15 protein-coding genes, 11 tRNA genes and 1 rRNA gene are annotated in these 13084 nt (G+C 41.5%); 1 reads left to right on the forward strand and 26 read right to left on the reverse strand.

All coding sequences use genetic code 11. The annotated features are described in order from the left end of the window. The 13 genes from J7I90_RS24285 to J7I90_RS24345 form a co-directional block, all read right to left on the reverse strand. Positions 1-149: ribosomal RNA gene (locus J7I90_RS24285) — 16S ribosomal RNA — on the reverse strand; the annotation flags it as partial. A gap of 95 nt (positions 150-244) precedes the next feature. Beyond that, positions 245-318: transfer RNA gene (locus J7I90_RS24290), tRNA-Gly, on the reverse strand. Positions 319-350: 32 nt separating this feature from the next. Beyond that, a tRNA-Pro gene (locus tag J7I90_RS24295) sits at positions 351-427 on the reverse strand. Between the two features lie 7 nt (positions 428-434). Continuing rightward, positions 435-511 (reverse strand) — tRNA-Arg (locus J7I90_RS24300). A gap of 18 nt (positions 512-529) precedes the next feature. Continuing rightward, a tRNA-Leu gene (locus tag J7I90_RS24305) sits at positions 530-615 on the reverse strand. Positions 616-674: 59 nt separating this feature from the next. Further along, a tRNA-Leu gene (locus J7I90_RS24310) sits at positions 675-756 on the reverse strand. A gap of 9 nt (positions 757-765) precedes the next feature. Continuing rightward, positions 766-841 (reverse strand) — tRNA-Lys (locus tag J7I90_RS24315). A 10-nt stretch (positions 842-851) separates the two neighbouring features. Beyond that, positions 852-926, reverse strand: a tRNA-Gln gene (locus tag J7I90_RS24320). 77 nt (positions 927-1003) lie between these two features. Next, positions 1004-1079: transfer RNA gene (locus J7I90_RS24325), tRNA-Asp, on the reverse strand. A gap of 25 nt (positions 1080-1104) precedes the next feature. Continuing rightward, positions 1105-1176, reverse strand: a tRNA-Glu gene (locus J7I90_RS24330). A 19-nt stretch (positions 1177-1195) separates the two neighbouring features. Beyond that, positions 1196-1286, reverse strand: a tRNA-Ser gene (locus J7I90_RS24335). Between the two features lie 8 nt (positions 1287-1294). Next, positions 1295-1369, reverse strand: a tRNA-Asn gene (locus J7I90_RS24340). Positions 1370-1501: 132 nt separating this feature from the next. Continuing rightward, entirely contained in the window at positions 1502-1981 is a 480-nt protein-coding gene (locus J7I90_RS24345; protein WP_214774169.1) for a SprT family protein, read from the reverse strand. Positions 1982-2064: 83 nt separating this feature from the next. On the opposite strand from J7I90_RS24345, the gene cmpA reads away from it, so the two are divergent. Next, entirely contained in the window at positions 2065-2184 is a 120-nt protein-coding gene (gene cmpA, locus J7I90_RS24350) for a cortex morphogenetic protein CmpA (RefSeq protein WP_089364909.1), read from the forward strand. Positions 2185-2243: 59 nt separating this feature from the next. Here the strand turns inward: cmpA and J7I90_RS24355 are convergent, their stop codons facing one another. From J7I90_RS24355 to J7I90_RS24415, 13 genes are all read right to left on the reverse strand, one after another. Next, positions 2244-4427, reverse strand: coding sequence for a Tex family protein (locus J7I90_RS24355; RefSeq protein ID WP_214774171.1), 2184 nt, complete (start codon positions 4425-4427; stop codon positions 2244-2246). A gap of 92 nt (positions 4428-4519) precedes the next feature. After that, positions 4520-5131: a PP2C family serine/threonine-protein phosphatase gene (locus J7I90_RS24360; RefSeq protein WP_311315265.1), complete on the reverse strand. Its 612-nt coding sequence runs from the start codon at positions 5129-5131 to the stop codon at positions 4520-4522. Next, positions 5128-5916, reverse strand: coding sequence for an RNA polymerase sigma factor SigB (gene sigB, locus J7I90_RS24365; protein WP_034306363.1), 789 nt, complete (start codon positions 5914-5916; stop codon positions 5128-5130). Before sigB ends, J7I90_RS24360 begins: the two co-directional genes overlap by 4 nt. After that, positions 5894-6367 carry an anti-sigma B factor RsbW gene (gene rsbW, locus J7I90_RS24370; RefSeq protein WP_034306366.1) on the reverse strand — a complete coding sequence of 158 codons (474 nt, stop codon included), beginning with the start codon at positions 6365-6367 and terminating at the stop codon, positions 5894-5896. The genes sigB and rsbW overlap by 23 nt, the downstream gene beginning before the upstream one ends. Further along, positions 6364-6696: an anti-sigma factor antagonist gene (locus J7I90_RS24375; RefSeq protein WP_214774173.1), complete on the reverse strand. Its 333-nt coding sequence runs from the start codon at positions 6694-6696 to the stop codon at positions 6364-6366. The genes rsbW and J7I90_RS24375 overlap by 4 nt, the downstream gene beginning before the upstream one ends. A gap of 59 nt (positions 6697-6755) precedes the next feature. Continuing rightward, on the reverse strand, positions 6756-7766 hold the full coding sequence (locus J7I90_RS24380; RefSeq protein ID WP_214774175.1) for a PP2C family protein-serine/threonine phosphatase: 1011 nt from the start codon (positions 7764-7766) through the stop codon (positions 6756-6758). 9 nt (positions 7767-7775) lie between these two features. Then, on the reverse strand, positions 7776-8177 hold the full coding sequence (locus J7I90_RS24385; protein WP_214774177.1) for an anti-sigma regulatory factor: 402 nt from the start codon (positions 8175-8177) through the stop codon (positions 7776-7778). 3 nt (positions 8178-8180) lie between these two features. Continuing rightward, positions 8181-8537, reverse strand: a complete 357-nt coding sequence (locus J7I90_RS24390) for an STAS domain-containing protein (RefSeq protein WP_048682053.1) — start codon at positions 8535-8537, stop codon at positions 8181-8183. 2 nt (positions 8538-8539) lie between these two features. Further along, positions 8540-9367 (reverse strand): RsbT co-antagonist protein RsbRA, encoded by an 828-nt coding sequence (locus J7I90_RS24395; RefSeq protein WP_214774179.1) that lies wholly within the window; start codon positions 9365-9367, stop codon positions 8540-8542. A 416-nt stretch (positions 9368-9783) separates the two neighbouring features. Continuing rightward, complete coding sequence (locus J7I90_RS24400; RefSeq protein WP_034306610.1) at positions 9784-10134, reverse strand: type II toxin-antitoxin system PemK/MazF family toxin; 351 nt, start codon at positions 10132-10134, stop codon at positions 9784-9786. A 7-nt stretch (positions 10135-10141) separates the two neighbouring features. After that, complete coding sequence (locus J7I90_RS24405; protein ID WP_034306380.1) at positions 10142-10423, reverse strand: CopG family ribbon-helix-helix protein; 282 nt, start codon at positions 10421-10423, stop codon at positions 10142-10144. Between the two features lie 160 nt (positions 10424-10583). Then, positions 10584-11771: an alanine racemase gene (gene alr, locus J7I90_RS24410; protein WP_214774217.1), complete on the reverse strand. Its 1188-nt coding sequence runs from the start codon at positions 11769-11771 to the stop codon at positions 10584-10586. 217 nt (positions 11772-11988) lie between these two features. Then, positions 11989-12993 carry a LolA family protein gene (locus J7I90_RS24415; protein ID WP_214774181.1) on the reverse strand — a complete coding sequence of 335 codons (1005 nt, stop codon included), beginning with the start codon at positions 12991-12993 and terminating at the stop codon, positions 11989-11991. Positions 12994-13084: the final 91 nt, after the last annotated feature.

Here is a 13084-nt window from a genome sequence, read left to right on the forward strand (position 1 = left end):
TTATCCCAGTCTTATAGGCAGGTTGCCCACGTGTTACTCACCCGTCCGCCGCTAATCTCAGGGAGCAAGCTCCCATCGATTCGCTCGACTTGCATGTATTAGGCACGCCGCCAGCGTTCGTCCTGAGCCAGGATCAAACTCTCCGAAGAAATGTTTGACTTGCTCATTTGCTTTTTTGATAGTGTGTGCTCACTTAAAATTTAACGTTGGCGCTTTGTTTTGTTCAGTTTTCAAAGAGCAATAATGGAGCGGGTGAAGAGAATCGAACTCTCATCATCAGCTTGGAAGGCTGAGGTTTTACCACTAAACTACACCCGCATTTGATTTTAAAGTATTTTTAATGGAAAGAATGGTCGGGAAGACAGGATTCGAACCTGCGACCCCTTGGTCCCAAACCAAGTGCTCTACCAAGCTGAGCTACTTCCCGTAAAATATGGTGCGCCCGGCGGGAGTCGAACCTACAACCTTCTGATTCGTAGTCAGATGCTCTATCCAATTGAGCTACGGGCGCTAATTTCTATGATGTTATTGGTGCGGCCGAGAGGAGTCGAACCTCCACGGGGTTTCCCCCACTAGGCCCTCAACCTAGCGCGTCTGCCATTCCGCCACGACCGCGAAAGCGACTTTGTAAGTTTAACACCTTTTCAACTTGATGTCAAGAAGAAAAATATCAGTGCGGGTGAAGGGACTTGAACCCCCACGCCTTGCGGCGCCAGATCCTAAGTCTGGTGCGTCTGCCAATTCCGCCACACCCGCGAAAATAAATGGTGAGCCATGAAGGATTCGAACCTTCGACCCTCTGATTAAAAGTCAGATGCTCTACCAACTGAGCTAATGGCTCTAAATAAAAATGGCTGGGCTAGAAGGGATCGAACCTTCGCATGACGGAATCAAAATCCGTTGCCTTACCGCTTGGCTATAGCCCAATAATCAAATACTAATTAACGGCCAGGATAATATTATATCAAGATAATATCAGTTTGGCAAGTGTTTTTTTAAAAAATGGCGGTCCCGACGGGAATCGAACCCGCGATCTCCTGCGTGACAGGCAGGCATGTTAACCGCTACACCACGGGACCAGTATTTTGATTATGCATAAGAAAGTGACCCATACGGGATTCGAACCCGTGTTACCGCCGTGAAAGGGCGGTGTCTTAACCGCTTGACCAATGGGCCTTGATATTAAATATGTGACTGGCGGAGAAGGAGGGATTTGAACCCTCGCGCCGCTTACGCGACCTACACCCTTAGCAGGGGCGCCTCTTCAGCCTCTTGAGTACTTCCCCAAAAAAAATGGCTCCGCAGGTAGGACTCGAACCTACGACCGTTCGGTTAACAGCCGAATGCTCTACCACTGAGCTACTGCGGAATAATGAAAATTGGGTTCCTTTTTCACGCTCAAGGACCTTAGTGTTTGTCGTTAAGGACAAGTTGTTATCTTGTCGACTCTTATGATTATAAAGAGGTTGCAACCTAAAGTCAAGAGTTCTTTTGTGTTTTTTTATTTTTTTGTTTTTTGCTCCTTGAACCCTTGGTAAATCAATGTTCCACGACATTTACCACAAACGAAACGGGTAGTGTCGATTCGTTTTTTTCTTATATATACCTGCTGACAGTCTTCACATTTATATTGAATTGTATTCATCTTTTTCTTTAATTGGTTGGATGGCAGTGGCTCGCAAAATCTCGGTGCCCCCACTTTTTTGAGTAAATGCTTAAAGTCCGCATCACGATGCTGGTACCCCTTCTTCTCGATGTGCAGATGGTAATGGCACAATTCATGCTTAATGATTCCAATCATTTCTTCCACACCGCGTTCATCAAGATACTTCTTATTGATTTCTATATTGTGTGAACGGAGCAAGTATCGTCCTCCTGTTGTCCGGAGACGCGGATTAAAACTCGCTTGGTGTCTAAAGGCTCTTTTAAAGTCTTTCAACGAAATTTCTTCTACTAGTTTTTGCAATTGACGATTATCCATTTCCCCCTCCCTTTCCTTGGTAACATGACAACCCATTATAACATAGACTAATAATACAATAGGAAACTAAGGGAGGAAAAGCTATGCCTAATTGGTTCCAGAATCAAATCCGCAAAGCCTTTTATGAAAAGGATTATTATCAAGTGAAGATGTTGAATCAATGTTGGTTTTTTTATCAAAAGAAAGAAAGTCTCAGGTTATAGATTCGACGCTGTTCCAAATAAAAAAAACCCCTTCTAATATAGAAGGAGCTTAACATAGGCTAGTTTTGATCCTTCGGCTCGAGCATCGTTAAAGATACCCTTTGCTTTTGGGAGTCAACAAGTTCGACCCAAACTGTGACAACATCCCCAACGGCAACTACATCCAATGGGTGCTTTACAAACCGGTTGCTCAGTTTAGAAATATGCACCAGTCCATCCTGTTTAACACCGATGTCCACAAATGCACCAAAATCCACAACATTCCTCACTGTACCTTGTAACTCCATCCCAGTTTGCAGATCCTCCATTTTTAGTACATCCTGCTTAAGCAGCGGTTTTGATAACTCATCCCGAGGATCTCTTCCCGGTTTCATTAAATCATCGATGATATCTTTGATCGTAATTTCCCCAATTTCCAATTCATTGACCAAATCAGCAGGATTTAACTTACCTAACTCTTCATTCAGTGCATCACTGCCTAAATCCTCAGATGTGAATCCCATTTTCTTCAATAATTTATTCACGGCACTGTAGTTCTCAGGATGTATCGCGGTTTGATCTAAAGGTTCATCTCCATTAATGATACGTAAGAATCCTATACATTGTTCATATGTTTTGGCACCAAGCCGGGGAATCTTCTTTAATTCCTTCCTGCTTTGAAATTTCCCTTCCACTTCCCTTTTCTTCACGATATTTTGGGCAACAGACTTTGATAAACCAGCTACATATTGTAAGAGAGACGATGAAGCGGTATTGACATTAACACCCACCTGGTTAACAGCTGTTTCCACTACAAAGGTGAGGGATTCCGTTAACTTTTTCTGAGACACATCATGTTGATACTGGCCTACCCCCACAGATTGCGGATCAATTTTAACAAGTTCAGCAAGAGGATCTTGAAGCCTTCTGCCTATCGAAACTGCGCTTCTCTGTTCAACTTGAAGATCCGGAAACTCTTCACGGGCAATATCCGAAGCTGAATACACACTGGCTCCCGCTTCATTAACAATGATATATGAAATGTTCCCTTTCACTTCTTTTAGAATATCTGCAATGAATTGCTCTGATTCACGTGATGCCGTTCCATTGCCGATTGCCACGATCTCAACCGAGAACCGCTGGAGTATATCGATCGTTTTTTCACGGGCAGCATGAAGTTTCGCAGCAGGAGGATGCGGATAGATTACACTGATATCGAGTACCTTTCCGGTTTCATCAATGACAGCCAACTTACAGCCAGTCCGATATGCCGGATCTAAGGCGAGGACCACTTTTCCTTTAAGCGGAGGCTGCAAGAGCAGGTTCCGGAGGTTTTCAGAGAAAATGTGGATAGCTTGATCCTCAGCTTTTTCCGTCAGCTCTTTTCTGATCTCCCGCTCTACAGAAGGCATGATCAAACGCTTAAGTCCATCCTCAATCGCAGGTTTAAGAACAACTTGGGCTTCAGATTTGTTATTTTTAATGGTTTTACGTTCCAGATGACCAATGATGACTTCAGTCCGAGGCTGGATGGAGATTCGCAAAACCTCTTCCTTTTCACCTCTATTCAGCGCCAATACCCGATGTGGTACGATTCTTTGAACCGGTTCCTCATATTCATAGTACATTTCGAAGATTTTTTTCTCGTCCTTCTCTTCATTTTTCACAGTTGAAACCACTTTTCCAGCTTTGAAAATTTCAGCCCTTATCCACTTCCTTAATTCCGCATCATCGGAAATATATTCAGCTATGATATCCTGCGCACCTGCAATAGCCTCTTCAATAGAAGGAACTTCTTTTTCTGCCGATATGAATTCAGCTGCTTTTTCACTGACTCGAGGATGCATTTGACATTCCAAAAGCCAATTGGCCAGTGGTTCAAGACCCTTTTCTTTAGCAACTGTCGCTTTCGTTCTCCTTTTTTGTTTGAATGGCCTGTATAAATCCTCGACTTCCTGCAGTTTTGTTGCCTTCTCGATTTGTTTTGTTAATTCTTCCGTCAATTTCCCCTGTTCACCAATCGAACGCGTAACTTCCGCTTTCCTCTGGCCAAGGTTTTCTAGATAGTTCCATCTTTCCATAATGGAACGTATCTGCACTTCATCAAGTGAACCCGTCATTTCTTTTCTATAACGTGCGATAAAAGGTACAGTATTCCCCTCTTGCAGCATCTGTATGACGTTTTGGACCTGATGATTTTTCAAAGTCAGCTCATTGGATATTTGTTTTATCAATTCTTTTAATTTATCTTCCACAACGGTCATTTTGTATACCCCCAACCTTTTGATCTAATATATATAGTCTAGCAAATGAGCGATGAAGTTGCGAATTCCATACAAAAAAGCTCACTTCCGAATCATGGCGAAAGTAAGCTTCCTAAAATGAAAGTTGTATCATCTGCAGTTAATGGACTGCTTTTTAATATGCATTGGGCGTTCTTATCGATAGGGATCAGCCTTTTTAAAAAAGACTTTGCTCCCTTAAGTTCCAAACCATCGGAATGAAGAATGAATTTTGCATTTGGTTCATATTTGTATCTCTGCGTCCTGTATGTTTGTTTCCTTCCGGATAAATACCCTGTAACAGGTAAAGGGTAAACGAGTTTATCATCGCTTGGATTATACAGGAAAAAGCGGATGTTACCCACTGAACTGTATACAAATTCATTCCTGTCATAAAATATCTTCAAAATCGAAACGGCTGCCCCCCGCTTATCGACTAAAACCTGGTTACATACTGCCATTAATGATTCTACATCCAACTCATGATTACGTTTAACTTCCTCGATGACGGCATGGGAGGAATCGTATGCATTTTTCCCGCTGCCTAGCCCATCTGCCAGGACACATACAAAGTATTCTTCCGTATGAAGAAAAAAGTAATCATCACCACAGTAAACCATCCCATTTTTAGACGATTGAGAGACAAGGACTTCTATTTTTTCTCCCCTCAGAATATCTTTTATCACTGAATTAACTCCGAGTTTTCAGCATTAATGGCTTCTTGAAGTTTCTTGATCGCGCGGCGTTGGAGCCTTGACACATGCATTTGGGAAATCCCCAATTTATCGCCAGCTTCTTTCTGGCTTAAATTCTCTAAATAAGTATGTTGAATAATCATCTTTTCACGGTCGCTCAGCACATGAAGCACCTTTTCAAGCACAAGACGCTGATTGACCTTTTCAAAACCTTCATCGACATTCCCGAATATATCAAGCAATGTGACAGTGCCGCCATCAGAATCCGCCTCAATAGAATGATCCACGGATAAAGCTTGATAGCTTTTTCCCATTTCCATCGCCTCTAAAACTTCTTCCTCGGTCACGCCTATACTATCGGCTATTTCATCTATTCTTGGTGAACGGTGCAGAGTTGTCGTTAACTCCTCGACAGTCACCCTGATTTTCGGACCTAGTTCCTTAATTCGCCTTGGCACATGGACACTCCATGTTTTGTCACGAAGGAACCTTTTGATTTCCCCGATAATAGTGGGGACGGCAAATGCCTCAAAGCTCTTACCGAAAGATTCATCATATCGTCGAATGGCACCTAATAGACCAATCATGCCGACTTGGGAGATATCCTCCTGAAATGATTTCCCTTTCGCGTACTTGCGGGAGATTGTTTCAACCAAACTTTTATAATGGATGACGAGGTTACTCTGCGCTTCTTCATCTTGATTCTGCTGGTAAGCTCTGATCCATTCATTTACCTGTTCTCTTTGTGCCTGATTAGGTTGAGACTGTTTTTGCATCCATCTCCACCTGCTCTCCTTCTAAAAACTTAGTCATAAATACTGTAACCCCATCATGCTGATGAATTTTTACATCATCCATCAGAGTTTCAATAAGGTAAAGACCCAAGCCTCCTTCTCTCAAAAGTTCGACTTTTTGACCATTTTCGTATGGACCTAGCCCTTGACGAACCTCCTCGAAATTACAGCTCTTGCCACTATCGGAAACCATGACCTCCAAACGGTCAGGATAAAGGCCGAAACTCACTTTCACTTCACCTTTTTCAGAGTCCTTGTATGCATGCTGTACCGCATTTGTACAAGCCTCACTGGTAGCGATTTTCAAATCCTCTATTTCATCATACGCAAATCCCATCCGGCTTCCAATTCCAGAAAGCGTTAAACGAATGACACCGATGAATTCTGGTTTTGCAGGTATTTTCATTTCGATGTAATCATATACTTGACTCATTCTAACCCACCCTCTGTACCACTTTTTATATCAATGATATCTGCAAGACCTGTTATATCAAATAAACGTCGTAACCGTTCCGATAATCCAACTAACGTGAACTCGCCATTATTTGCCCTAACACTTTTAAAAGCACCGACAAATACCCCAAGTCCCGTACTATCCATATACGAAACTTCAGTTAGATCAATAGTGATCGAAACATTTTCCTGCTCTGAAATTGGAAATAGTGATTCTCTTAGTTTCGGTGCAGTATAAGCATCGATTTCACCTTTTAGTTTTACATTAAATTCAGTATTCAATTCATTAACATCCACTGTTATATTCATCCTTGACCCACCTCTTCAAATCCTCTTCATTCCTATATCTATACCCAGCAGAAACAATACTAAACATTTGATTTTAAAATTATTAATGTAAAATCATCCCTAAGTTGAAAGTTCTGCATTTTCTCCAATTGTTTATATATATTATTCACCATTTCCTGGGCTTGCAAATGCATATTCTTTTTAATCAAACCAATAAGCGTTTCCCTTTCTATGAACCCATCATTCGTGCGGCACTCCGTTACTCCGTCAGATAATAAAATGATCATGTCGCCACGATTCACCGTTTTTTCATATTGGCGATACCTTGTTTTTTTATCAACGCCAAGCAACAAGCCCTTTGCATCCAAATCGCTAAAAGTACCTGTAGCTGCGTCATAGTAAAATCCAGGTTCATGTCCGGCTGAAGCATAGGAAAATTGCCTGTCATGCGGATCATATAAACCATAGAACATGGTTATGAACATGCTTGGATCAACATTATGCTCCACAACCCGGTTCAAACTCTCAAGTACACTTTTCGGTTCATGACGATGCTCCGGAAGACTGTCCATCGCATATTTGATCATCGACATGCACAGCGCAGCAGGGATCCCTTTTCCTATGACATCGGCTATCCCAACACCTATACGCTCATTTTCATCCTGGACGAAGTGATAGTAATCCCCGTTCATCTGCCTCGCAGGAACACTGATTGCCCCAATTTCAAGAGCTTTGATATCAGGAATTTCCGTTTCCAAAAGAGTATGTTGAACGTTTGCCGCTATCTCGATTTCCGTTTTCAGTTCCTGCTGTTGATGTCTGAGGCTTTGATGTTCACGGTATGCAATGCCGTAGCCCATCATGACTTCTAGCAGAAAATCGAAAGAATCCAATACTTTTCCCGGTAAATCCGGGTAAAGTTCCATTAAGTTATTTTTATGCATACTTATGATTTCTTCTGGAGATATATTGTATTTGATATGTAGGCGGCTAATCTTCTGCCCTTGATAGAGTGCCTGCTCATTTTGGTCTTTAAGATAAGTAGAAAGCGCCTCATGATACTTTTTCTCCATGTTCTCCCTAATATCCATAGTCCCCCCCTAACGGAGCCATTTCGTCGCGATAATCTTGGTCCCTTCACCTGGTATCGATTCAATATCAAAGTCATCCATTAAACGTTTGGCTCCAGGAAGGCCTGCCCCCAGCCCCCCTGAGGTGGTATATCCATCTTCCATGACTCTGCGGATATCCTCAATTCCCGGCCCTTGGTCTTCTGCAATGATTTTCAATCCTGACTTCCCATTTATATTTAGCTTTTCTATGCTAACACTGCCTTGTCCAGCATATAGGTATATGTTTCGGGCCAATTCGCTAATGGCCGTTGTGATTCTGGCCTGGTCTACAATACCGAACCCCAACTCTTTAGCGACATTTCTTCCGAGCTGCCTTGCAGCTACGATGTCCCATTCATTTATGATTTTTACGCAGGATTGGAACTCCATTCTTTAATCCCCCAATTCCTGTTGTAATTTCTCCAGGCCTTTCTCTAAGTCTAATGCTGTCAGAACATCATCGAGACTAATTCCTAGTTCAATCAAAGTTATTGCAACAGCAGGCTGGATTCCCGTAATTACAACTTTGGCCCCCATAAGCTTAGACATGCTAAAGACATCGCCTAATACCTTTGCGATAAAAGAATCAATAAAATCTATTGAGGTAATATCTATAACCACGCCATTCGCGCTTGTTTCATGAATCTTATGCAGTAAATCCTCTTGAAATTGAAGGGCTGTCACATCATCCAATTCCCACTGTATAGAGACTAACAAGCAGTCATAAAGCTTTAATATCGGAATTCTCATTCTTATCCCTCCACCTTTACGATCTTACGGCTCGTTAATTCCAACGCAACTTCTATCCCTTTTTTCAACGTATTTTTTGTAATCACTTCATTTAAATTAATGCCAAGATTAACGATGGTTTGAGCTATTTCAGGGCGGATGCCGCATAGTATACATTTGGCGCCCACTAATCGGACTGCTTCCGCAGCTTGAATGATATGGTGGGCAACCATGGTATCCACGACCGGCACACCCGTAATATCAATAAGAACGACTTCAGATCTATGCTTAACCACGCCAGTCAGCAGGTTTTCCATTATCTGTTTGGCACGTTCCGTATCAATCGTACCAATTAGCGGCATTACCGTAATTCCTTCCAATACAGGAATGAGCGGTGCCGAAAGTTCTTGCAACGCTATTTTCTGCATGGAAACGGTTCTTTCCCAAGTTTGAGTATATATATTGACTATTTCATTATTTATCGGTGTCGCCCATTTATCCAAATGGTTAACGAGATTGACTTGATTATCAGGAGTAACGAGACCCTTTTCAACCATTCCATTAATGACAATTAACGTGAACTTATGAAGTCCTTCATTGACGAAAGTAAGAGGCCATCCCAATTGGACGACTTTCTCGGCAAAATCTGAAAGCTTCAATGTGAATTCCTTGTTTTTACTATCAACGTTCGTGATGATCATATCTATAAATTCACTGCTCGTTTGCGTGAACATTCGATCTGAGACAATTTTAATTAATCTTTCGTCCGTACTTTCCTTCATGATGCCCATCCACTCAGTAAGGATGTAATCTTGATTTTGCTTAATAAAATCGTAAACCAATTGATTCATAATATCCTCCCATTCTAACACAATTGCTATGTTTCCCTGTCCACGTCACAAGGATGTTAACTAAATGTAATGTTATTTCCATTTGGATTTCCTTCGAGTTTCCCCACTGCACTATTGCTTTTTTTAGGTATTTACAACATAACTACATACCCGAAATTCAGGTAAGAAAAACATAAATTAATGAAAAGTTAGGGAGAAACCATAAAAAAACAATGACATTCCATCCAATATCTAACTGTATAATGTTTTTATTCGTCAAATTTTTCATATTTCCTCCCTGTTTACTTTTTGGACACATGTTTATGTTATTTCATAAAAAAAACACGATTCCCACAGTAGCAGGAATCGTGCCATCTAATTAATATCAAGAATGATTTGTATTATAATAACGCCCGGTTTAACGGGAAAAATTTTCTTTAAAACTCAATGAGGCCTAAACTAATTTGCAAAGCTTCATTGACTTTTTGCATCATCGGTTCGTCAAGATGCGTAATTTTATCAGTTAAACGCTGCTTATCGATAGTCCGGATCTGTTCTAATAAAATGACGGAATCCCGTTCGAATCCGTACTTTTTTGCATTAATCTCAACATGTGTAGGCAATTTCGCTTTTTGAATTTGAGCTGTAATGGCTGCCACGATCACAGTCGGACTAAAGCGATTGCCAATATCGTTTTGTAAAATTAGTACCGGACGGGTCCCACCCTGCTCTGAACCGACTACCGGGGAAAGGTCTGCGAAGTATACGTCACCACGCTTAACAACAATCAATGGCTCAGCCTCCGCTAACTAATCGTTCAACGCAATGACCAGCCTCGAATTCAGCCTGGAAGGCTTCAGAAGCAATCGTTAAATTAATGGCCGCCATTTCAATATAACCGCGTTTCATCGATTCACGAAACTCTTTCTTTTTACGTTCGCGAAGATACATTTTTGTGGCACGATAAATAAATTCACTGCGATTCACATTTTCCTCACTCGCATACCCATCTAACTCTGTTAAAAAATTTTGAGGTAATCGAATTAATATCTCTCTTGTTGCGCTGGATTCAGACACAAACATACACCTCCACCATCACTACACACCTTTATTATATATCCTTTTTAATATTACCATTAAAATGCCTATCTGCAAAGAGTATATTCTATTCTCAATCCTATTATCAGCATAATAAAGGAAATCTTATTCACAATCTTAGGATTTTTTTACAATCCGCTCATTCCAAAATGAAGTTGCGTACATGATTCATCTGATTATCTTTCATGTATATGCGGGGCACTCTTGCTCCTATCATGCATGTCACCTCATAGTTGATCGTTTCCAGTTTTGCCGCTATCTCATCGACAGTAATCGATTCATCCCCATCATTCCCGATTAGTGTGACCACTGTTCCTACAGGGTATGGTCCAGGCAGCTTGATCATGCATTGATCCATGCAAATCCTTCCGACTATGGGCATTCTTTTTCCATTCACAAGAACTTCCTGACCTTGCAGCTTACGGATCCAGCCGTCAGCATACCCGATTGGCAAAGTTCCAATCCATTCATCACCTTCAGCCGTATAAGTCGCTCCATAGCTAACGCTTTCACCCTTAGCAAGCTGCTTAACCGCGACCATCTCCGTTCTCAATGATATAGCCTGTTTTAATGGAAATGGCAATATCGGCTTCATCTCCATGGAAGGACTCAAACCATACATGGAAATCCCCATTCTTATTGCATTCCATTCTGAATCGGTGAACCTTAAAGAAGCTGCACTATTGGCTGCATGAACATATTCCGGCTTTCCCGTCAATTCGGAAAGCATCCCTTTAAAGAAAGCAAGCTGCTTTTCATATAAGTCCGTTTTCATTTCATCCGCAGTCGCGAAATGAGTGAATATCCCTTGGAAATTGAAACAAGCTTCCCTCTTAAGCAAACTTTCCACTTTCTTGAGTTGACCTTCATCTCGAATGCCGATTCTTCCCATGCCGCTATCCACTTTTACATGGATTTGCAAAACTTGTCCCGGTTTCAACAAATCCTTTGCCTTCTCCAACCATGCTACATCGAAAACCGTCACGGAAATCCCATGCTCGGCAGCAAGCGCTGCACTTTCAGGCCTAGAAGCCCCAAGGACAAGAATCGGAGCCAATATACCTTTTTTCCGCAAGGCAAGAGCCTCATCCAAAAAAGCTACACTTAAAAAATCCGCCCCCGCATCAAGCGCCGTTTTAGCCACTTCATAGTCCCCGTGGCCATAAGCATTCGCTTTAACGACAGCGAAAAGACTAACGCCCTTTCTCAGACTTTTTTTCATTGAAGAGATATTTTCAAAAATATTATCCAAATTTACTTCTGCCCACGTATCTCGATGAAATATTTTCGTTTCCAAGACCTTTTCCTTCTTTCCTACACTCACCATAAGATTCTTCCCAGTAGGAAGTTTTCGTTTCATTTATAGGACCATTCTATAACCAACCGCTAGAAAGATAAAGTGCTTTTTCACCTTGAGCCTCATTTCCCAGCTGCCAGCCTAAATCAAATAATGGGTTAAAAATGTCAACAAGCCGCTTCCCCGCCTATCCTACCGAGAAGAAACCTTCGTAAGGAGACGGGAAACATCAGCTTGTTATGTAATCCTATTTGACTGGATCTTCCCCAACCGAACGGGCGACATCTATCATCTCTTCCTGTGTCAAATCCTTTGATGCTATCATGTAATCGACACCTTCGAAAGTCCATGCAATCGTATTTCCCGTCATGGCCCCGACAGTATAACCCAAATCAACAGGTTCTCCATTAACATTCGTCGAAACGGAAGTTTGGACCACCTCAGCTTTTTCCTGAACTAATGTAAAACTTTTTGTACCCTCATAGGTCAAAACGACACGTTCTCCCTTTTCCGTCGTAATTTCTTTTTCTTCCGTTAGATTCATATCACCAATATTTTCAGGGTATTTCACTGCAAACCCCTCATTTTGGACTTCTGCCATAACGGGAGCTTCAAGTTGTGCACTTGTCATGTTTTTCTTCATGTCAAATGAATCTTTATCAAAACTCGTATCGAATTTCACTTTTGAGAATTCAACAAGAACCAATGCGGTCCTATCAGGGTCCATGACTTTTACACTGACTGGGGATAAATCCTTTTTGTTTATAGTAATCTCTTGATATGGCAACATTTTATTGTTTTGGTAGCGCGTTTTCGTTTCAAAGACATAATGTTTATCCGTTTCTTTATATGTCGCACTTTTATCTTCCGTAATGTCTTTCACCAACGACTCGAACAAATAGGCCTGGCTGCTGTTCTCGGGCCACTCGCTTTGAAATTTAAAACTTTTATTCAAAGCAGGCGTCAAAACATATACACCATCATCATTTTTTAAAATCATCTGGCTTTGATCCTTCTCTTCATTTTTCAGATTCACGCGGTAAAAAGAAGGGTCCTTATGCCAGATCTCCACATTATACACTTGAGGTTCCGTCCCCATCTTTAATGTCATCTTCGCGTTAGCTTTATATCCTTTCATTTCACCAAGCTTCTCATTCAATTCACTCACTACGTCACTCTGCGATTTTTGGCCGCAAGCAGAAAGAGCAAGCAAGAGCATGATCCCTGCAAAAAGCATTACCATCTTCTTCATCTTTTCAACCCCTTTTTGTCATTTGAACGTAAAAGGGAGAGGAAAAGGCAGGATCCGGACATTGGCTCGACTGATGTCTTAGACTCCTCAG

It is taken from the genome of Bacillus sp. ISL-57 (genome assembly GCF_018613135.1).
GTDB lineage: Bacteria > Bacillota > Bacilli > Bacillales > DSM-1321 > Peribacillus > Peribacillus frigoritolerans.